Raw genomic sequence first — 18,225 nt, forward strand, 5'->3', positions numbered from 1 at the left:
AGGCCTGAGCCATGGAACTCAAACGCATCCTCGCCAAAGACAGCCGCACGGCCATGGACCTCGCCATGGCCCGGTATGGCAAGGACGTCCTCGTCGTCTCCAGCCAGAGCGTGAACGGCCAGGTGGAACTGGTGGTGGCCCTGGACGTCGCACCCGAGCCGGCGGCCGCGCCGGCGCCGGCGTCCTCGAAGGAGCCCAGCGCCTTCACCCAGGCCTTCCGCCGCGCGCTCGGGCCGATGCCCGAGCCGGAGCCGGCGGAATTGCCCGAGTCCGCACCCGCCGCGGCGGTGCTGGAGGCGCGGCTGATGGCGCAGTCGCAGGCCCAGGCCCAGGCCCAGGCCCAGGCCCAGGCCCAGGCCCAGGCCCAGGCCCAGGCCCAGGCCCAGGCCCAGGCGCGTGCCGATGCGGCCGGGGGGGAGGCCATGCCCGCGACGGCCCGTGCCGCACAAGCCGCACAAGCCGCACAAGCCGCACAAGCCGCACAAGCCGCACAAGCCGCACAAGCCGGGCGCGCTCCCGCCACCGACGCCGCCGCCCGCGACCGCCAGGTCGTGGACCTGGTGCGCCGCGAGATCGCCGCATTGCGCCAGGAGTTCGCCCTGGGCCGCCAGGTGCAGGCCTGGGCCGACACCCAGGCCTGGCCCGCCGCGGTGCAGCCGGTGCTGCACGCCCTGAACGACGCCGGCGTGCCGGCCGGCCTGCGCGCGCTGCTGCTCGACGGCGCCCGCGAGGCCACCGACGCCCGCGAGGCCCTGGCGGCGATGCGCGAGCAGATGGCCGGCGCGCTGTCCGCGCTGCCGGCCGCCGCGATCGACCGCGGCGTCCACGCCATCTGCGGCCCGTCGGGCGCGGGCAAGACCCACATGGTCACCCGGCTGGCGCGCGCCGCGGCGCTGCGCCAGGGCGCCGAGCGCGTGGCCATCATCACCTTCAACGACCAGCGCGTGGGCGCCTGGAGCCAGGCGCGCGTGCTCGCCGCCCAGGCCGGCGTGGCCTGCTACCGCGCCGGCGACGAGGCCGCCCTGCGCCTGCTGCTGGACGAACTCGCCGGCCTGGACTTCGTGCTGGTGGACACCGCCGGCGTGGACTGCGAGGCCCAGGCCCGCGCGCTGCGCGCGATGGACGCGGGCATCCGCACCCACCTGCTGCTGCCGGCCGATGCCTCGATCGGCAGCGTGCGCCGGCTGCTGGCCGCCGGCCAGGGCTGGACCAGCCTGATGGTCGGCAAGGTCGACGAGTGCGCCTCGCCCTGGCCGCTGCTGCAGGCCCTGTGCGACCGGCCGCTGCCCGTGGCGGGCATGTCCGCCTCCGGCGACGTGGCCGCACCGGCCCGCGGCTTCGACGGCCAGCGCGTGCTCGATGCCGCCTTCGGCCGGCTGCAGGCCGACATGGAGTCCGCCCTGGAGGCCGCCGTCGAGGCCGGCCTGGAGGCGGACCCGGCGCAGGACGCCGTGGCCATGATGGACGCGCGGGCGGGAGAGCCGGCGCTCCAGGAGGCCTTCCTGCCGGGGACCGCGCCCGCGCCCGCACGCACCGCCGCCCAGGCGGCCCCCGAGGCCGCCCCCGCGTCGCGGGTCGTCTACCTCGCCGGGCGCGTGCCCGGGGACCCGGCGCAGCGCGCCACCGCCCTGCGCACCGGGAGCCTGGCATGAGCAACCTGCATCGCAGCCCGCAGGTGATCGGCGTCGCCAGTGGCAAGGGCGGGGTGGGCAAGACCACCGTCGCCGTCAACCTCGCGGCGGCCCTGGGCCAGCGCGGGCACCGGGTGCTGCTGCTGGACGCCGACCTCGGCATGGCCAACGCCCAGGTGGCACTGGGCGTGCGCTCGCCCTGGAACATCAGCCACCTGCTGTCCGGGGAGAAGACGCTGTCCGAGCTGCTGGTGCAGGCCGCGCCCGGCGTGCAGCTGGTGCCCGGCGCCTCCGGCCTGCGGGACATGGCGGCCCTGGACATGACCCAGGTCGCCACCATCATCCATGCCTTCGACGAGCTGCACGAGTCGGTGGACTACCTGATCGTCGACGTCGCCGCCGGCATCTCTCCCTCGGTGCTGACCTTCATGGCGGCCTGCCAGCGCCGGCTGGTGGTGCTGCAGGACCAGCCCGCCGCCATCGCCGACGCCTACGGCCTGATCAAGGTGATGTCGCAGGACCAGGACCTGGACGAGATCTACCTGGTGGCCAACGCCGCGCGCAGCGAGGCGCATGGCCAGCAGCTGTCCCATTTCATCAACGACGTGACGCTGAAGTTTCTGGGCCGCACGGTGAAGTACCTGGGCTGCGTCGGCGCCGACGAGATGGTGCAGCAGTCCCAGCGCAAGTACCGCAGCGTGGTCGATTTCGCGCCCAGCACCCGCGCCTCGGCGGACTTCCGCCGCATGGCGCAGGCGCTGGAGAAGCTGGCCCCGATCGAGTCGGTCGGCGGGCAGCTGCAATTCTTCATGGAGCGCCTGCTGCACGCGCAGCAGGGCGGCGCCTGAGGCCGCAGGGAGAGACGCGATGGACGCCGCCCTGGACCTTTATGACGACACCGCGGGCCGCCAGGAGAACCTGGTGCTCTCGCACATGCCCATGGTCAAGCGGGTGGCGATCCACCTGAAGGGCCGCATCCCGCCGCTGCTGGACCTCGACGAACTGGTGCAGCTGGGGATGCTGGGGCTGATCGAGGCCGCGCGCGGCTACGACCCGCGCCGCGGCATCCCGTTCGAGCACTTCGCCCTGAGCCGGGTGCGCGGGGCCATGCTCGACGAGCTGCGCCGGGTCTCCGACCTCTCGCGCGCCTCGATGACGTTCAACCGCGAGGAGAACGCGCACGCCCACAAGCTGGTCGCCGAGCTGGGCCGCCTGCCCACGCAGGCCGAGCTGGCCCAGTCCATGGGCAAGGACATCGCCGAGTTCCACAAGGAGCAGGGCCAGGCCTGGCGCAGCGAGACGTTCTCGATCGAGGAGGTGACCGAGGAGGTCATGGGCATCGCCGGCGACGCCCAGCACCAGCCCGAGGTGCAGGTGGAGCGCGCCCAGCTGCTGGAGGCGCTGGCCGAGGCGATCTCCGAGCTGCCCGAACGTGACCAGTTGATCATTTCCCTCTACTACGTCGAAGAGCTCAACCTCAAGGAGATCGGTGAGATACTCGGCGTGAGCGAATCCCGGATTAGCCAGCTGCTAAGTGCAATCGCCAAAAAGTTGCGTGCAGAGCTGCAGCCCGGAAGCGTTCCAGCGAAAAAAGCTAGTTAAAAAGTATCGAATAGACGGGCATCCAGCACCATGTTCAGTATTTTCAAGAAGCCGGCCGAGGACGACCGCACGCGTGCGGTCGCCGCGTACGAGAAGGTGGCGGGCATCACCACCGAATCGCACGAGGCGCACAGCCTGCGTCTGCGAATGAGCATGTTGTGCCGCGCCCACCTGGACAAGACCTTCGTCGCCGGCGCGCAGCAGGCCGAGGCCTACGACATGGCCTGTGCCCTGGCCGTGCGCGATGGCAAGACCAAGCCCGAGCCGCCGGCCGCGCCGCTGTTCCAGAAGGTGAAGTCCAGCGCGGGTGACGTGATGGTCTACCTGCCCCGCGAGTTCGCGCAGGAGGCCTTCCAGATCGGCATGCTGTACCAGCGCACCGAGCTGAGCGCCGAGCAGGCGATCGCCGCGGCGCAGCGCCTGGCCGACCGCATTTCCTACGACGCCCTCAAGCTGACCACCGCCTTCACCGCCGTGCAGTTCCTGCGCGACGAGTTGGCTGCGGAGGCGGGCGAGGAGGAGGGCGGCGACGGCGAGGGCGCCGGTGAGGGCGACGCGCCCGCTTCCGCCAGCTCATAACCGGGCCATGGGCATGTTCGGTACCGCCCTGATGATCCTGATGGCCCTGGCCATCCTGGTCCTGGTGGTGCTGGTGATCTACCTGGCCGACCGTTTCAACGGGCTGGAGCGGGAGACGCAGGCCCTGATCCAATCCCTCAAGGACAGCAAGGCTGCGTCGGCCTCGGGGGCGGCCGCGAGCGGGCCTTACGCGGGGCTTTCCGGCAAGGCGCTGTGGGAGGCCGTCACCGGCCAGGCCAGCGGCGGGCTGGACGAACTCACCCTCGATGGCGTGCGCAAGCGCTACCGCGCGCTGATCGGCGAGCACATCAGCCAGATCTTCAGCCAGGGGGCGGAGGACCAGGCGCGCAACATCGACAGCGTGCCCGCCAGCAGCCGCATCATCCGCACGCCGCGGGCGCAGGTGGAGTCCTGGCTGCCGGGTGAGGCGGTGGAGGCCATCTACCGCTGCGGCCAGGCCTTCGCCCGCAACGACCCGGCGGAGCTGCCGGGGGTGCGTCAGCGCCTGGACCAGGCCTGCGCGGCGCTGCAGGTCGAGGCAGGGCTGGAGGTGCTGCAGCCGGCGTCGCAGGTGCTGATGGCGGGCTGAGGTTTCCGGTTTCCTTGCTCAGGCCTTGGGTTTCCGGGTTTCCGGGGTCAGGTCTTGCATTAACGCGACAGCTCGTTTGTCGGTCGGGTTCGCGTGGCGCCTGTTGCCCGCCTTTCCCCGGCGAGGTTCGCGTCGCGGGGCTGGCGGGTGGGCTCCTCCCGGGGGCCTGGTGCACTCCCGTGCACGGGCCCACGGGTCCCTCCGCCCACCCGCCAGCCCCACGCCGCTCACGCCGCACAAGTCAAGGCTTCGCGCCGGAGCGATCACGGCCGTCTTCTCCGGCCGAGTCACTTCGGTGGTGGTGGCCGTGAGGGGGGAAGCAGTGGCTTCGCGTGAGCGTGGGCCATGGCTTCGAAGGAGCGGTGCCCACGATTTCGAGTGCACGTTGGCGCGAAGAATGCCCGGGCTCCTTCCGGCGCGAAGCCTTCACGTGTTCGTGCGCGATGCGCGGGTGGGGGCGGCAGGCGGAGGGGCCCGTGGGGCCGTGCGCGGGAGCGCACCAGCCCCCCGGGAGGAGCCTGTTGCCCCCGCCCGCGCAGCGCGCTGGGCCGGAGGAGACCGGCGGAGGCCGACATAAACAGTCGCGTTGATGCAAGACCTGACCCCGCCCCCTAAAGTCCTGCGCACTCCGTCCGATCCTGTTCGGGAGCGAAAAGCAACCGATACGGAGTTAGCGAGACCATGCGCCTGCACAAATTTGGTTTTGACGGTTACGGTGCCGTCCAGGTGGCCACCGGCGTGGCCACGGCCGACGGCAACAAGCTGATCCTGATGCTGTTCGACGGCCTCCTGGACAGCCTGTCCGTCGCGCGCGGCCACATCCAGCACGGCAACATCAGCGAGAAGGGCAAGGCCATCTCCCGCGCCAGCCGCATCGTCCTGGGCCTTCAGGGCTCGCTGGACTTCGACCGCGGCGGCGAACTGGCCCGCACGCTCAACGACCTGTATGGCTACGTCACCCGCCGCCTGATCCACGCCAACGGCAACAACGACACCGCCGCCATCGACGAAGTGCGCGGCCTCATGGCCGAGATCCGCGACGCCTGGGCCACCCTGCCGGGCCTCATGCCCTCGCAGCCCGTGCGCGCCTACGCCAACTGACCCCGCGCCCGACCGGAACCCCCGACCATGAAGCGCCTCCTCCTCCTGCTCGCCGTCGCCGTGCCCTTGCTGGCCGGCTGCGCCGCCTCGCGCCCCCAGGCCCAGGCCAAGCCCGAGGCCCCCGACCCCGGCATGATCGCGCCGATGGTGGAAAAGCGCGACACGCTCGTGGCCACCGGCTACGCCGTCATCAGCGTCCAGAACCACAAGCTGCCCGCGCAGCAGCGCCTGCTGGCGATCCGCGCCTCCAAGCTCGACGCCTACCGCGCCCTCACCGAACAGGTCTACGGCCAGCACCTGGACGCCACCACCACCGTCGCCGACCAGGTGGTCATGAACGACACCTTCCGCACCCGCGTCGAAGGCGTCGTCTACGGCGCCGTCCTCGTGAGCATCGCCCCCGTGGGCGATGACACCTACGAGACCACGCTGTCCCTGGACCGCCAGGTCGTCAACGACCTGCGCGCGCTGTACCTCGGCCAGCTGGCCGCCAAGCGCAAATGAGCCTGCGCCGGCTCGCCGCCTGTTGCCTGGCCGCGGCCTGCGCCGCCCAGGCTGCCCAGGCGACCGACCTCGCGCCGCCGGCCGACCCCGAGCGCCACCTGCAGGCGATCCGCCAGGCCCTGGTGGACAGCCTCACCAGCGCCCCGGTGCGCGTGCAAACCTTCGGCTGGATCGACACCGAGGGCCGCCTGCACGAGAGCACCCAGTTCTCCGCCGACACCCGCGTGCGCGGCGTGCGCCTGCCGGCCCATGTGGCCGACCCCGCCGCCGAGGCCGCGGCCGCCGCGGCCGCGAAGGCCCGCGTCGAGCCCGCGCCCCTGCCGGCCGGCCTCGGCCCGCTGGCGGCCTCCGACCCCGACCGCTGCCTCGCCGCCCAGGGCCGCTGGCGCCAGGGCCTGCACCTGGAGGTGGCCGCGCCCGGCCACCACCCGCAGGCCCAGCGCCTGGCCGGCCGCGTCGAGCGCGCCTTCCTGGCCGCCGCGCGCGAGTCGCGCCGCTGGCTCGCGCAGCCGCGCCCCTACCAGGGCGCCACCGCCTACGAGCGCGCCCTCCTGGGCCGCGACCTGGACCGCACCGAGTGGCTGGCCCGCGTCGAGCTGGCCGAGGCAGGCGCCGAGGCGCCCCAGCTGCGCGTGGCCCTGCTGCCGCTGCGCGAGCCGGCCCGCGCCCGCCACCTGCGGGTCAGCCTGGAGGCCGCCGACGCCGCCACCCTGGAGGCTGCCATGGCCGAACTCGTCGCCGCGCTGGACCGCGAGGCGGCCTGCGAGCCGCTGGGGTTTGCCGTCACCGCCCAGGGCGGCGCCCTGCGCCTGCGCGAGGGCGCGGCCCACGGCCTGCAGGAAGGCGACCGCCTGCTGCTGGTCGAGCGCCAGCACCTGCCCGGCCGCCTGCTGGAGCCGGGCGCCGTGCGCAGCCTGGCCATCGTGCAGGTGGAGCGCGCCGCCGCCGCCGGCACGCCCCTGCGCTGGGTCGCCGGCCCGCGCCCGCAGGCCCCGGGCGACTGGGTCGCGCTGCCCCTGTAGCCCGATGCCGCGAGGAGACACCGCATGACATCCCCGATCCGCACCCTGTCCCTGGCCCTGCCGGTGCTGGCTGCCCTGGCATCCGCCGCGCTGCCCGCGCAGGCGGCCGCCGACGCCCACGCCGGCGCGCCGGCACCCGCTGCCGCGTCCATGGCGGCGGCCGGCGCCGCGCCGGCCCCGGCCGCCGGACAGGCCGCGCCCGCGGCGCTGCCTGCCGGTCCCCGCGTCAGCGCGCCGACCCGCGCCGCCCTGGAGACCCTGCTGCACGCGCTGCCCCCGGGCAGCGACGACGGCCTGCCGCGCCAGCGCGTCACCGCCCGCAAGGGCGAGACGGTGGATGCCCTGATCAAGCGCACCATGGCCGACTCGCCGTTCAAGGAGGCCTTCCTGCGCGGCGCGTTCCTGGAGCTCAATGCCGCGGCCCTCGAGCCGGGCACGACCCGACTGGCCGCCGGCGCGCAGCTGCAGCTGCCGAACCTCAGCGACCTGCGCGAGCACCTGCAGCGCGTGCTGGGCCCGCAGCCGGGCGCGGCCCGCGCCGCGGCTTCTGCGCCGCCCCCGGCCGACCGCCGCGCCTGGGTGCGCTTCCCCTGACCCTCGCGGTGAGGCAGCGCGGGTGATCGCCAGCGTCGAGTCCGCGCTGCAGGCCGCGCGGCCGCAGCCCATCTTCCTGGAAGGCAAGCTGCCGGTGCTCGAGGCGCCGGCCGCCGCGTCGCTGGGCCTGCATGACGGCCAGGTCGTGCGGCCCGCCGTCGAGGCGCGCGGCGACAACCTCTTCCTGATCCTGCAGGGCCACGCCATCGACGTGCCGGCCCACCTGCGCCTGGCCGCCGGCGAGCGCCCCGCCTGGATCGTCCGCCTCGACCCGGGCGGCCGTGCGACCCTGGTGCCCGTGGGCGACGGGGGCGCTGCGGCAGCGGCGTCCTCCGCGAACGCGGCTGCCGCAGCGCCGGCGGCGGGCGGTACCGCCGGCCGCCTCGAACAGCTCGCGCTGCGCCCGCCCACGCTCTCGGCCCTGGCCACGCTGATGCAGCCCGGCGTGCTGCAGGCCATGGCTCAGGCCGCGCCGCAGGGCGAGGTGGGCGCCTGGGTGGCCAAGCTGGTGCGGCAGTGGCCGGCCCTGAGCCAGCTCACGGGCGAGACCCTGCGGCGGATGATGCGCCAGGGTGGCTGGACGCAGGAGGCGGCGCTGGCCCGTGGCGAGGCCGAGGCCGAAGCCGGCCTCGGGCTGGACACCAAGACCCTCCTGCGCATCCTGCTGGCCCAGTGGACCGACGCGCCCGCCACCACCCGCCGGCTGCTCGGTGACGCCCTCGACGAGGTCGAGTCGCACCAGCTGCAGCTGGCCGTCGATGCCCAGGCCGGGCGCGACGCCAGCCTCACCATGCTGCTGCCCTTCGCCGACGCGGAGCCGGTGGACGTGCGCTGGGCCCGCGAAGGCGCCGCCGATGCGGATGCGGAGGGCCGGCGCGCGCCCTGGGTGGTGCACCTGCACACCCGCAGCAGCCACTTCGGCGAGGTCTGGATGCGCACCCGCATCACCTCCGGGGACGGCGGCGCGGGCGGGGCGGCCGGCGCGGTGGACCTCACGATGTGGGCCGAGCGCGCCGAGCTGGCCGCCCGCGCCCGCGCCGGCGCCGGCAGCCTGGCGGCCTGGCTGAACGAGGCCGGCCTGCGCATGACGGGCCTGCACGTGTTCCACGGCGCGCCGCCGGCGCCGGCGCCCGAGCCGGGCCCCGAGGGCGGCGACCCGGGCCGGCTGGTGGACGTGCGCGCCTGAGGACCCGCGCGATGGCCCGCATGAAGCCCCCCCTGCGCGAGGCCGTGGCCCTGGCCTACGGCCACCGGGCCACGCCCGTGGTCACCGCGCGCGGCCGCGACGAGGTGGCCGAGCGCATCGTCGAGGAAGCCCGCCGCCAGGGCGTGCACGTGGCCGAGGACCCGGCCCTGCTGGCGCTGCTCTCGCAGGTGGACATCGACCAGCAGATCCCGCAGGAGGCCTACACCGCGGTGGCGGTGGTGCTGTCGTGGGTGTACTGGCTCAAGGGCATGGAGCCGGGGGACGAGAAGCGCCCGGCGCGCTTCTGAGGGGCGCGGGCGGGGGCGGGCCGGGCGCGGGGCGCCGGGGGCGGCTCAGACTTCGCTGTAGAGGCGGTGCCCGCCGCGGCGGGCCATCTGGCCGAGGCGGTCGTACAGGTCCACCGAGGCGGTGGCGTCGGCGGACTGCAGCGAGCGCAGGGTGTTGCGCACGACATCGAGCTGGCGCGTCACCAGCACCTCGTTGCGGCGCCAGGCCTCGCGGGTCGCCTGCAGGGCCTCGACGACGGTGGCCCAGCGCGCCGGGCGCTCGGGCAGGCCGGCCACCACGCGGGAGGTGGCCTGGAGCGATTCGAGCAGGCCGACCTTGTCGGACTGCAGCGCCTCCAGCCGGTCGAAGGCGCGGGCCTTCAGCGCCTCGAACTCCTCCTCCAGCAGCGCGCCCAGGGCCTCGACCTGGGCCTGGGCGGCGTCGAGGTCGGGCATCACCGGGTCGGCGGCCTGGTCGGGGGCGGGCGTGGCGGGGCGCATGGGGGATCTCGCCGGCGGGGCTTACTCGCCGATCATCTGCTCGAGGGCCAGGAAGCTCTCGGCCATGCGGCGCGGGTCCAGCGGGTACTGGCCGTTCTGGATCGCCTGCTTGATCGCGTCGACCTTGGCGCGGTCGAAGCCGGGCTCGGCGGCGGACTGCTGGCGGGCCAGGGGGCTGAGTTCCAGCCGGTCGTCCGTCGGGGCGGGCGCCGGCCGGGCGGCGGCGGCATCGGCCTTGTCCGACTTCTCGGACTTGCCGCGCTCGGCGACCTGGCGCTCCACCGCATTGGCGTTGGCCATGCGGTTCCATTGCGTGATCGGGTTCGTCATGATGGGTCTTTCTCCGTTCCGCGGCGGTTGCCCGGATACGGCTCGTCCTTGGAGTCGGTGTCCGGGAAAAAAACTTGAGGGCTCGCCATCGATTTTTTTGCCAGCAGCCGCGTCACAGGCCCTGGGCCGAATTCTGGCCGTTCACGACCCCGGTCACGATGCGCCCGGTGTCGCGGTTCTTCAAACGAATGGATTCACCCAGGCGGCCATCGTCCAGGGACTCCAGCCGCGCGGAGACCGTCAGGCCCGGCACCTGGCTCCAGGTGGTCAGGACCACCTGGCCGCGGCGCACCAGCACCACGGCGGGGGCGGCGGGCACGGCCGGTGCCATCCCCGGCGCCACGGGGGCGGCCGGCGCCGCCGGGAAGGCGGCGGGCGGCAGGGCCGCGGGCGGGAAGGCGGGGGCCCGGGGGGGTGCGATCGAGGCGCCCACGGGCGCGGCCGGGGCGGCGGCAGCCTGGGGCGCCGGCGCGGCGGGCCGCTGGGCGGCCTGGGCCTGCGGCGGCAGGGTCACCTGCACGAACACCTGCCAGGCCGGATCGGCGCAGCGCGCGCGCAGCATGCCGTCGTTGCCGGGGAAGGGCTGGTCGAACTGCCAGCCAGCGGGGCAGCCGCGTGACTGCACGCGCGCGTCCAGCGGCTGCACGCCGAAGGCCGGCGCCGGCAGGCGGTAGGTGGCGGCCAGCCACTCGCGCGCCTTCGCGGCGAGGTCGGCGCCGGGCGTGGCAGGCGCTCCTGGCCCGGCGGCGATGGCGGCCGGCTGGGCCCCGGCCACGCCGGCGGCCACGGCCAGCAGGCCGGCGGCGAGGAAGCGTGTCGGGTTGGTGAGGCACGGCATTTGCAGTCTCCTGGGGGTGTGGGTTTTCCGACGCCCCTGTCGGGATGCCCTTTCGCTGCAAGAACGAGGCCAACCGAATGGACATCCCGACATCCCCCGCGACCGCGCAGGCGGCGGTGACCGTGCGCCGTGGCGACACCCTCGTCGGCCTGGTGAAGTCCCACTACCGCAGCCAGGGCGTGCAGGTCGACGACCGCCAAGCCTTCCTGATGGCGCTGAAGGTCGCGCGCGGCAACAACATCGCCGACGCCACCCGCATCCAGCCCGGGCAGGTGGTGCGCCTGGAGGCCCTGGGCGGATCCGCCGAGACCGTGGCGGCGAGCGCGGCGCCCGGCCTGTCCGGCGCGTCCGGCGCAGCCCCCGCAGCCGCCGCGGCGGCCCCGGCCCCCACACTCACCGCCGCCGAGGTGCTGGCCGGCCGCGCCGCCAACCCCGTCTTCGAGCGCACGCTCACGCGCGCGCTGGACCGCGGCTTCATCCCGCCGCACGAGGCCGACGCGGTGCGTGACCGTGTCGGCCGCCTGGCCGAGGACTACGGCTTCGACCCCGACGACTTCGCCCGCGTGGTGCTGATCGAGAGCGACGGCATGAACCCCGCCGCCAACAACGGCCGCTGCCACGGGATCATCCAGTTCTGCGGCGGCCCCGGCCGCGGCGCCGCCAGCGTGGGCTTCGCCAGCCGGCCGCACGAGATCTCGAAGATGAGCGTGCTGCAGCAGCTGGACCTGGTGGACCGCTACTTCCAGGATGTCGGCCTGCCGCGCGGCGGCCGCGTCGGCCTGGACGACCTGTACCTGGCGGTGCTCACACCGGCCGCGCGCGCGCAGCGCGCCGCCACCGCGCCGCTGCCGGTGCCCGGGGCGCAGGCCAAGGCGCTCTACGAGGGCGGGGCGATCACGCGCCGCTCCATCACCCAGGGCCTGCAGCGCCATGCCAACGAGCGGCTTTCCGACACCCCGGCGCCGGCGCTGCCGGCGTTGACGTCGATGGTCAATTCGCTCACCACCGGTTTCGCGTCCGCGACCGAGCGAAGCGGCAGCGCGTGGCCGCAGCAGCGGCAATGGCTTGCCGCCAACACCGCCTCCAAGCCCTGAAGGGCGTCGGTTCCCCGTCGGAAATGCGCGTGGCACACCTCTTGCAGAAATCGGCCGAGTGCCGGATTCCTTGAGGCCTTCGTGTCAGGAATCCGGCGAGTCGTGCAACCCGCCCCCGGATTCAAGGAGCGCAGATGAAATTGCTGGACGGTGCCCTGGGCATCCACGAGCAGGCCCTGCAGGTCAGGACCCGGCGGCTCGAGGTGCTCGCGCAGAACATCGCCAACGCCGACACGCCGCACTTCAAGGCGCGCGACATCGACTTCAGGTCGGTGCTCGCCGAGGCGGGCGCGCAGCCCACCTCGATGAGCGCCACCCGCGCGCGCCACTTCGCCGACGGCGAACTCTCCGACACCGACGGCCTGCGCTATCGCATCCCGTTCAACAGCGCGCTCGACGGCAACACCGTGGAAATGAGCGTGGAGCAGGCCAACTACGGCAAGGCGGCGTCCGAGTACCAGGCGACGCTGAGCTTCCTGGAAAGCCGCATCGCGGGCATCCGCAAGTCGCTGCGCGGGGAGTGAGCATGGCCTTCGACACCATCATCGGCGCCGCCGGATCCGCCCTCAACGCGCAACTCACGCGCCTGAACGCCACCGCCTCCAACCTGGCCAACGCCGGCACCATGGCCGCCACCGAGGCCGAGGCCTTCCGCGCCAAGCGCCCGGTGTTCAAGGCCCTGGTCGAGGAGCAGATGGCCCAGGCCGGCAGCCCCTACAAGGGCGGCGTGAAGATCGACCGCATGGTCGACGACCCGGCGGCCCCGCGCATGGTCTACCAGCCCTCCAACCCGCTGGCCAACAAGGACGGCTACGTCTTCCAGTCCAACGTGAGCGAGGTCAGCGAGATGGTGGAGATGATGGCTGCGGCCCGCTCCTACCAGAACAACGTTGAAGTGATCAACACCGCGCGCCAGCTGATGTCGCGCACCCTGGACATCACCAAGGCCTGAGCGGCCCGAGGCACTCCACGATGGCAGTCGCATCCCCCTCCAACACCACTTCCGCGCAGCTGCTGGGAATCACCAGCTACGAGGAGAAGAAGGCCACCTCCGGCGCCAAGGGCAAGGAGGAAATGGGCAAGCAGGACTTCCTCACGCTGTTCACCGCGCAGCTGAAGAACCAGAACCCGCTGGACCCGGTGAAGAACGAGGCCTTCGTCGCCCAGCTCGCCCAGTTCTCGCAGCTGGAGGCGACGACCAACATGCAGCAGTCGCTGGAGAAGTTCGTCAGCGCGATGTCGGCCGACCGCATCATGGGCAGCGCCGCCCTGATCGGCACCCGCGTGCCCACCGGCAGCGGCAGCGCCAGCCTGGCCGCCGGCGGCAGCGTGGACGCCAGCATCGACCTGCCCGATGGCGCCAGCGGCGTGAAGGTCACGATCAAGGACGGCGCGGGCAAGACCGTGCAGGAACTGATCGCCGGCGCGCAGAACCCGGGCACGCTGAACTTCCGCTGGGACGGCAGCACCAGCGCCGGCACCGCCGCGGCCGCCGGCACCTACCAGATGGCGGCCACCGCGGTGGTCGCCGGCAAGACCCAGAGCGTCTCGGTGCAGACCCTGTCCACCGTGCGCTCGGTCGAGGCCGACAGCGCCGGCGAGATCCAGCTGATCGTCGACGGCGGCTCCAAGGTCGCCCTGTCCTCCATCAAGCGCTTCAGCCAGTAATACCCCCTCCCACAGGAGCAACAGAGAATGTCGTTCTATACCTCGCTGACCGGCCTGAACTCCGCGACCGCGCAGCTCGCCGTCACCTCGAACAACATCGCCAACGTGGGCACCTCGGGCTTCAAGCGCTCGCGGGCGGACTTCGGCGACATCTTCGCCACCTCGCCGCTGCAGAAGTCCTCGTCGAACATCGGCCAGGGCGTGTCCCTCAAGCAGGTGAGCCAGGAATTCAGCCAGGGCAACGTGTCCACTTCCGGCAACGCGCTGGACCTGGCGATCACCGGCGACGGCTTCTTCCCGCTGAAGTCCGCCGACGGCCTGCAGGACATCTACACCCGCAACGGCGCATTCAGCCTGAACGACCAGAACAACGTGGTGAACTCCACCGGCCAGCGCCTGCTTGCCGCGTCGGTGGACTCGTCCGGCAAGGCGGACCTGACCAACCTCTCGCCGCTGGTGATCCCGCCCAAGACCTCGGGCCAGGCCATCGAGACCACCAGCATCCAGCTGGGCCTGAACCTGCCGGCCGACGCGAGCACGATCACCGCCGCCTTCGACCGCAGCAACCCCGCCACCTACAACAAGTCCACCGCGCTGACCGTGTACGACGCGGGCGGCAACGGCTACCTGGCCACCGTCTACTACGTGAAGACCCAGAACGCCAGCCAGGCCAGCCCGTACTCCAAGTGGCAAAGCTACTTCTACGTGGGCGACACCGCGGTCACGCCGGCGCTGCAGCAGGCCACCGACAAGAACGGCAGCCAGCTGTACGTGAACAAGTACGGCGAGGTCCTCCCCAAGAGCAACCCCCTGGTCAAGCCCAGCTCCGGCACGACCGAGATGTACACCTACGACCAGCTCACCGACGTGCGCTCGGCCACGCCAGCCACCGCCATGGGCGCGAAGCTGGGCGAGTCCGCGTTCGACGCCGAGAGCGGCGAGTTCCTCGGGGGCGACGGCAAGACCGTGGCCTTCAAGATCAACGTGGACGGCCAGTCCGAGCCGGTCGAGATCTCCTACGCGCTGAAGGAGGCGGATTCGGACCCCCAGGTGTTCGCCCGCAACCTCGAGATCGAGATCAACAACAAGCTGGGGTCGCTGGCCCTGACCGAGGACGAGGACGGCAACACCATCGACGATCGCCGCTACGGCATCGTGGTGGAGTACGACCCCGACGGCAAGGAATTCTCCATCGCCTCCGGCACCACGGGCGACCGCTCCAGCATCGAGATCACCGAGCCCGGCGGCGATGCCGCGACCCTGCTGGGGTTCAGCACCGTCGAGGGCGGCACCGACCTGATCGAGTCGCTGTCGGTGGCCGCCTCGACCGACGAGGCGGTGCGTGGCCAGGAGAGCGAGCCGGCGGTCCTGCGTGGCAGCGCGATGACGGTGCCGAGCAACCAGCAGGTGGTCGTCGACTCCGGCAACCGCCACTTCCAGGTCTCGGTCGACGGCGTCTCCGGCGAATTCGACCTGCCCACGGGCAAGTACACGATGGACCAGTTCGCCGCGGCGCTCGAGGACGCCATCAACGGCGACGGCACCGAGGAAGACCCCGGCCTGGTGGACTCGGAAACCGGCCGCCGCGTCTATGGCGTCAAGGTCAGTTTCGACCCCGACACCAAGCAGCTGGTGTTCAAGACCGGCACCACCGGCGGCAACTCCTCGATCCAGGTCTCCGGCGACGCCGACTGGGGCCTGAACAACACCACCATGCAGTTCGGCAAGACCACCGAGTGGATCAAGCTGCAGCAGTACACCGAGAACGGCGCGCTCCAGTACGTGCGCAACGGCTCGCAGACCGAGGACGCGACCGACCTGTCCACCAAGACCGAGTGGTGGCCGATCTACCTGGACCGCGGCGAGCTGAGCTTCGACCTGACCGGCAAGCCCGTCTCCCCGCTTGACCCGATGCAGTTCGAGACCGCGTTCCTGGAAGGCGGCAAGGGCGCGCTGACCATGTCGATCGACTTCACCAAGTCGACCCAGTACTCCAGCCCGTTCGCGGTGCTGTCGCAGGCGCAGGACGGCGCGCCCGAGGGTGACCTGATGGGCCTGACCATCGGCGTGGACGGCCTGGTCTCGGCGACCTACTCGAACGGCTCGCAGGCCTCGCTGGGCAAGATCGTGCTGGCCAACTTCTCCAGCCCCACCGGCCTGCGCCAGATCGGCGACGCCAGCTACCTGTCCTCCGCCACCTCGGGCCAGGCCAAGATCGGCGAAGCCGGTTCGGCCGGCTTCGGCTCGATCCGAGCCGGCGCCACCGAGCGCGCCAACGTGGACCTGACGCAGGAGCTGGTGGACCTGATCACCGCCCAGCGCAACTTCCAGGCCAACGCCAAGGCGATCGAGACCTCGTCGACCATGACGCAGGCCATCATCAACCTGCGCTCGTAAGCCTGCAGGACGCAACGGATAGCCCGCCATGGACCGCCTTGTCTTCACCTCCCACGCTGCAATCAGCGAGAAGGCGATCGAACGCCAGGCCATCGTCAACGAGATGGCCAACGTGTCCACCGTGGGCTTCAAGCGCAGCTTCGACGTCGCCATGCGCTCGATCAAGGTGGAGGGCTCGGGCTTCGACACCCGCTTCCAGACCCAGGCCGTGGCGCGCGACGTGATCGACCTGACCCCCGGCGCGCTGATGGTCACCGGCCGCCACCTGGACATCGCCATGAACGGCAGCACCGTCATGGGCGTGGAGTCGGCCGACGGCCAGCTCGCCTTCACCCGGCGCGGCGACCTGCGGGTGAACGCCCAGGGCACGCTGGAGACCGGCACCGGCCAGCCCGTGCGCGGCGACGGCGGGCCCATCGTCGTGCCCCCGGGCTTCAACGTGAGCATCAACGTGGACGGCACCGTCTACGCCGCCGACCCGAACCAGCCCACCGCGCAGCCCGCCCTGATCGGCCAGATCCTGCTGCGCGACGCCAGCGAGCGCCCGATGGCGCGCCGCACCGACGGCCTGCTCGCGCCGATGGGCCTGCCCCCAGGCAGCGACTTCGCCAGCGGCCCCCAGCAGCCCACCGTGACCACCAACGCGCTGGAGGGCAGCAACGTCAACGCCATCTACGCGATGACCCGGATGATCGACCACTCCCGCAGCTTCGAGGCGCAGGTGCGCGCCATCAAGGAAGCCAAGAGCCTGGACGAGAGCGGCTCGACCCTGCTCAAGCCCGCCTGAACCCCCTGATTGAACGAACGAAGGAACCGCCATGGACGCCTCGATGTGGATTGCCAAGACCGGCCTGGACGCGCAGCAGACGCGCATGGCCGTGATCTCGAACAACCTGGCCAACGTCAACACCACCGGCTTCAAGCGTGACCGTGCCTCGTTCGAGGACATGCTTTACCAGAACGTGCGCGCCCCGGGCGCGCCGGTCGGCGCCAACGCCCAGGCCCCCACCGGCCTGATGCTGGGCACCGGCGTGCGCCTGGTCTCCACCGAGAAGACGCACACGCAAGGCAGCCTGACCACCACCAAGAACGCGCTGGACGTGGCGATCCAGGGCGCGGGCTTCTTCCAGATCATGCAGCCCGACGGCACCACCGCCTACACCCGGGACGGCTCGTTCAAGATCTCCGCCACCGGCCAGGTCGTGACCTCCAACGGCGCCAAGCTGATGCCGGAAATCACCATCCCGCCGACCGCCTCCAGCATCACCGTGGGCCAGGACGGCGTGGTCAGCGTGGAGCTCGCCGGCGGCGGCGCCGCGCAGCAGCAGGTCGGCCAGATCCAGGTGGCGCGCTTCGCCAACCCGGCGGGCCTGCAGGCCCTGGGCCAGAACCTGCTGCGCGAGACCGCGGCCAGCGGCACGCCCACCCTCGTCAACCCGGGCCAGCAGGGCTCGGGCAGCCTGATGCAGGGCGCGCTGGAGGCCTCCAACGTCAACGTGGTCGAGGAGATGGTCAACATGATCGAGACCCAGCGCGCCTACGAGATCAACTCCAAGGCGATCTCGGCGGTCGACGGCATGCTGCGCTTCCTGAACCAGAACATGTGAGGCCGCCGCCATGACCCTGCGCCTCCTCACCCTCGCCTGCGCCGCCGCCCTGGCCGGCTGCGCCTCCATCGACGATCTGCCGCCCGTCTCGGCGGTGGACCACAGCCCCTTCGTGCCGGTGGCGCCCGAGGCGCCGCGCGCGGCCACCGGCAGCATCTACCGCCCGGTGGTGGGCGAGACCCTGCTGGGCCGCGTGCGCCGCTTCCAGGCCGGCGATGTGCTCACCGTCATCCTCAACGAGCAGACCCAGGCCGCCCGCGCCGCCACCGCCAACGTGACCCGCGCCGCCAACAACGACGTGGTGCCCGCCGGCCTGGTCGGCAAGGTGGCGGGACTGGGCGGCGCGCTCACCGGCCTCAACCTGAACACGGCCACCCTGAACAGCAAGGGCGAGGGCACCGCGGACCAGAGCAACAGCCTGACCGGCGCCATCACCGTCACGGTGATGGAGGTGCAGGCGAACGGCAACCTCGTCGTGCGCGGCGAGAAGCGCATGGCCCTGACCCAGGGCAGCGAACTGATCCAGGTCTCCGGCGTCGTGCGCCCGGACGATGTGGCCCCCAACAACACCGTGCAGTCGCGCCGCCTGGCCGATGCCCGCTTCGCCTACCAGGGCGGCGGCGAACTGGCCAGCGCCACCCGCGCCGGCTGGGGCACCCGTTCCCTGCTGAAGGTCTGGCCGTTCTGAGGCCGCC

At 72.4% G+C, this 18,225-nt stretch carries 22 protein-coding genes; 19 read left to right on the forward strand and 3 right to left on the reverse strand.

Annotation, left to right across the window (positions count from 1 at the left end):
* Positions 1 to 11 precede the first annotated feature (11 nt).
* From ACT80S_RS12150 to ACT80S_RS12200, 11 genes are all read left to right on the forward strand, one after another.
* Complete coding sequence (locus ACT80S_RS12150) at positions 12 to 1,652, forward strand: flagellar biosynthesis protein FlhF (RefSeq protein ID WP_377416064.1); 1,641 nt, start codon at positions 12 to 14, stop codon at positions 1,650 to 1,652.
* Complete coding sequence (locus ACT80S_RS12155; protein ID WP_377416066.1) at positions 1,649 to 2,479, forward strand: AAA family ATPase; 831 nt, start codon at positions 1,649 to 1,651, stop codon at positions 2,477 to 2,479. The genes ACT80S_RS12150 and ACT80S_RS12155 overlap by 4 nt, the downstream gene beginning before the upstream one ends.
* A 19-nt stretch (positions 2,480 to 2,498) precedes the next feature.
* Positions 2,499 to 3,233 (forward strand): RNA polymerase sigma factor FliA, encoded by a 735-nt coding sequence (gene fliA / locus ACT80S_RS12160; RefSeq protein ID WP_377416068.1) that lies wholly within the window; start codon positions 2,499 to 2,501, stop codon positions 3,231 to 3,233.
* 30 nt (positions 3,234 to 3,263) lie between these two features.
* Positions 3,264 to 3,812 (forward strand): hypothetical protein, encoded by a 549-nt coding sequence (locus tag ACT80S_RS12165; RefSeq protein ID WP_377416070.1) that lies wholly within the window; start codon positions 3,264 to 3,266, stop codon positions 3,810 to 3,812.
* Between the two features lie 13 nt (positions 3,813 to 3,825).
* A complete protein-coding gene (locus tag ACT80S_RS12170) occupies positions 3,826 to 4,401 on the forward strand; it encodes a hypothetical protein (RefSeq protein WP_377416072.1) in 576 nt (191 codons plus the stop codon).
* A gap of 681 nt (positions 4,402 to 5,082) precedes the next feature.
* Positions 5,083 to 5,502 carry a flagellar export chaperone FliS gene (fliS, locus tag ACT80S_RS12175; protein WP_377416074.1) on the forward strand — a complete coding sequence of 140 codons (420 nt, stop codon included), beginning with the start codon at positions 5,083 to 5,085 and terminating at the stop codon, positions 5,500 to 5,502.
* Positions 5,503 to 5,529: 27 nt separating this feature from the next.
* Positions 5,530 to 6,006 carry an LPP20 family lipoprotein gene (locus ACT80S_RS12180; RefSeq protein ID WP_377416076.1) on the forward strand — a complete coding sequence of 159 codons (477 nt, stop codon included), beginning with the start codon at positions 5,530 to 5,532 and terminating at the stop codon, positions 6,004 to 6,006.
* On the forward strand, positions 6,003 to 7,028 hold the full coding sequence (locus tag ACT80S_RS12185; RefSeq protein ID WP_377416078.1) for a hypothetical protein: 1,026 nt from the start codon (positions 6,003 to 6,005) through the stop codon (positions 7,026 to 7,028). Before ACT80S_RS12180 ends, ACT80S_RS12185 begins: the two co-directional genes overlap by 4 nt.
* A 24-nt stretch (positions 7,029 to 7,052) precedes the next feature.
* Positions 7,053 to 7,622, forward strand: a complete 570-nt coding sequence (locus ACT80S_RS12190; RefSeq protein ID WP_377416080.1) for a hypothetical protein — start codon at positions 7,053 to 7,055, stop codon at positions 7,620 to 7,622.
* A 22-nt stretch (positions 7,623 to 7,644) separates the two neighbouring features.
* On the forward strand, positions 7,645 to 8,808 hold the full coding sequence (locus tag ACT80S_RS12195; protein WP_377416082.1) for a hypothetical protein: 1,164 nt from the start codon (positions 7,645 to 7,647) through the stop codon (positions 8,806 to 8,808).
* Positions 8,809 to 8,819: 11 nt separating this feature from the next.
* The gene (locus ACT80S_RS12200; RefSeq protein ID WP_377416084.1) at positions 8,820 to 9,116 is read left to right on the forward strand and encodes an EscU/YscU/HrcU family type III secretion system export apparatus switch protein; all 297 of its coding nucleotides are present in this window, start codon (positions 8,820 to 8,822) and stop codon (positions 9,114 to 9,116) included.
* 45 nt (positions 9,117 to 9,161) lie between these two features.
* On the opposite strand, the gene ACT80S_RS12205 is transcribed toward ACT80S_RS12200, so the two are convergent.
* The 3 genes from ACT80S_RS12205 to ACT80S_RS12215 form a co-directional block, all read right to left on the reverse strand.
* A complete protein-coding gene (locus ACT80S_RS12205; protein WP_377416086.1) occupies positions 9,162 to 9,596 on the reverse strand; it encodes a hypothetical protein in 435 nt (144 codons plus the stop codon).
* Between the two features lie 21 nt (positions 9,597 to 9,617).
* The gene (gene flgM / locus ACT80S_RS12210) at positions 9,618 to 9,926 is read right to left on the reverse strand and encodes a flagellar biosynthesis anti-sigma factor FlgM (RefSeq protein ID WP_377416088.1); all 309 of its coding nucleotides are present in this window, start codon (positions 9,924 to 9,926) and stop codon (positions 9,618 to 9,620) included.
* Positions 9,927 to 10,038: 112 nt separating this feature from the next.
* On the reverse strand, positions 10,039 to 10,764 hold the full coding sequence (locus tag ACT80S_RS12215) for a flagella basal body P-ring formation protein FlgA (RefSeq protein ID WP_377416090.1): 726 nt from the start codon (positions 10,762 to 10,764) through the stop codon (positions 10,039 to 10,041).
* A 77-nt stretch (positions 10,765 to 10,841) separates the two neighbouring features.
* On the opposite strand from ACT80S_RS12215, the gene ACT80S_RS12220 reads away from it, so the two are divergent.
* The 8 genes from ACT80S_RS12220 to ACT80S_RS12255 all read left to right on the forward strand — a co-directional run bounded on the left by ACT80S_RS12220 (position 10,842) and on the right by ACT80S_RS12255 (position 18,218).
* Positions 10,842 to 11,858, forward strand: coding sequence for a LysM peptidoglycan-binding domain-containing protein (locus ACT80S_RS12220; protein WP_377416092.1), 1,017 nt, complete (start codon positions 10,842 to 10,844; stop codon positions 11,856 to 11,858).
* A 134-nt stretch (positions 11,859 to 11,992) separates the two neighbouring features.
* Complete coding sequence (flgB, locus tag ACT80S_RS12225; protein WP_377416094.1) at positions 11,993 to 12,382, forward strand: flagellar basal body rod protein FlgB; 390 nt, start codon at positions 11,993 to 11,995, stop codon at positions 12,380 to 12,382.
* Between the two features lie 2 nt (positions 12,383 to 12,384).
* Positions 12,385 to 12,810 (forward strand): flagellar basal body rod protein FlgC, encoded by a 426-nt coding sequence (gene flgC / locus ACT80S_RS12230; protein ID WP_377416096.1) that lies wholly within the window; start codon positions 12,385 to 12,387, stop codon positions 12,808 to 12,810.
* A gap of 20 nt (positions 12,811 to 12,830) precedes the next feature.
* Positions 12,831 to 13,526: a flagellar hook assembly protein FlgD gene (locus tag ACT80S_RS12235; RefSeq protein ID WP_377416098.1), complete on the forward strand. Its 696-nt coding sequence runs from the start codon at positions 12,831 to 12,833 to the stop codon at positions 13,524 to 13,526.
* Positions 13,527 to 13,553: 27 nt separating this feature from the next.
* Entirely contained in the window at positions 13,554 to 15,923 is a 2,370-nt protein-coding gene (locus tag ACT80S_RS12240) for a flagellar hook-basal body complex protein (protein ID WP_377416100.1), read from the forward strand.
* Between the two features lie 28 nt (positions 15,924 to 15,951).
* A complete protein-coding gene (locus ACT80S_RS12245; RefSeq protein WP_377416102.1) occupies positions 15,952 to 16,710 on the forward strand; it encodes a flagellar basal body rod protein FlgF in 759 nt (252 codons plus the stop codon).
* A gap of 31 nt (positions 16,711 to 16,741) precedes the next feature.
* Positions 16,742 to 17,530, forward strand: coding sequence for a flagellar basal-body rod protein FlgG (gene flgG, locus ACT80S_RS12250; RefSeq protein WP_377416104.1), 789 nt, complete (start codon positions 16,742 to 16,744; stop codon positions 17,528 to 17,530).
* Positions 17,531 to 17,540: 10 nt separating this feature from the next.
* A complete protein-coding gene (locus tag ACT80S_RS12255) occupies positions 17,541 to 18,218 on the forward strand; it encodes a flagellar basal body L-ring protein FlgH (protein ID WP_377416106.1) in 678 nt (225 codons plus the stop codon).
* Positions 18,219 to 18,225: the final 7 nt, after the last annotated feature.

The sequence above is a fragment of the Ramlibacter sp. MAHUQ-53 genome (assembly GCF_052600055.1).

Bases quoted from the DNA above. Each gene is read 5' to 3' on its own strand.
- ACT80S_RS12150 (WP_377416064.1), top strand. From the start codon at position 12: ATGGAACTCAAACGCATCCTCGCCAAAGACAGCCGCACGGCCATGGAC.
- ACT80S_RS12155 (WP_377416066.1), top strand. From the start codon at position 1,649: ATGAGCAACCTGCATCGCAGCCCGCAGGTGATCGGCGTCGCCAGTGGC.
- fliA (WP_377416068.1), top strand. From the start codon at position 2,499: ATGGACGCCGCCCTGGACCTTTATGACGACACCGCGGGCCGCCAGGAG.
- ACT80S_RS12165 (WP_377416070.1), top strand. From the start codon at position 3,264: ATGTTCAGTATTTTCAAGAAGCCGGCCGAGGACGACCGCACGCGTGCG.
- ACT80S_RS12170 (WP_377416072.1), top strand. From the start codon at position 3,826: ATGTTCGGTACCGCCCTGATGATCCTGATGGCCCTGGCCATCCTGGTC.
- fliS (WP_377416074.1), top strand. From the start codon at position 5,083: ATGCGCCTGCACAAATTTGGTTTTGACGGTTACGGTGCCGTCCAGGTG.
- ACT80S_RS12180 (WP_377416076.1), top strand. From the start codon at position 5,530: ATGAAGCGCCTCCTCCTCCTGCTCGCCGTCGCCGTGCCCTTGCTGGCC.
- ACT80S_RS12185 (WP_377416078.1), top strand. From the start codon at position 6,003: ATGAGCCTGCGCCGGCTCGCCGCCTGTTGCCTGGCCGCGGCCTGCGCC.
- ACT80S_RS12190 (WP_377416080.1), top strand. From the start codon at position 7,053: ATGACATCCCCGATCCGCACCCTGTCCCTGGCCCTGCCGGTGCTGGCT.
- ACT80S_RS12200 (WP_377416084.1), top strand. From the start codon at position 8,820: ATGGCCCGCATGAAGCCCCCCCTGCGCGAGGCCGTGGCCCTGGCCTAC.
- ACT80S_RS12205 (WP_377416086.1), bottom strand. From the start codon at position 9,596: ATGCGCCCCGCCACGCCCGCCCCCGACCAGGCCGCCGACCCGGTGATG.
- flgM (WP_377416088.1), bottom strand. From the start codon at position 9,926: ATGACGAACCCGATCACGCAATGGAACCGCATGGCCAACGCCAATGCG.
- ACT80S_RS12215 (WP_377416090.1), bottom strand. From the start codon at position 10,764: ATGCCGTGCCTCACCAACCCGACACGCTTCCTCGCCGCCGGCCTGCTG.
- ACT80S_RS12220 (WP_377416092.1), top strand. From the start codon at position 10,842: ATGGACATCCCGACATCCCCCGCGACCGCGCAGGCGGCGGTGACCGTG.
- flgB (WP_377416094.1), top strand. From the start codon at position 11,993: ATGAAATTGCTGGACGGTGCCCTGGGCATCCACGAGCAGGCCCTGCAG.
- flgC (WP_377416096.1), top strand. From the start codon at position 12,385: ATGGCCTTCGACACCATCATCGGCGCCGCCGGATCCGCCCTCAACGCG.
- ACT80S_RS12235 (WP_377416098.1), top strand. From the start codon at position 12,831: ATGGCAGTCGCATCCCCCTCCAACACCACTTCCGCGCAGCTGCTGGGA.
- ACT80S_RS12240 (WP_377416100.1), top strand. From the start codon at position 13,554: ATGTCGTTCTATACCTCGCTGACCGGCCTGAACTCCGCGACCGCGCAG.
- ACT80S_RS12245 (WP_377416102.1), top strand. From the start codon at position 15,952: ATGGACCGCCTTGTCTTCACCTCCCACGCTGCAATCAGCGAGAAGGCG.
- flgG (WP_377416104.1), top strand. From the start codon at position 16,742: ATGGACGCCTCGATGTGGATTGCCAAGACCGGCCTGGACGCGCAGCAG.
- ACT80S_RS12255 (WP_377416106.1), top strand. From the start codon at position 17,541: ATGACCCTGCGCCTCCTCACCCTCGCCTGCGCCGCCGCCCTGGCCGGC.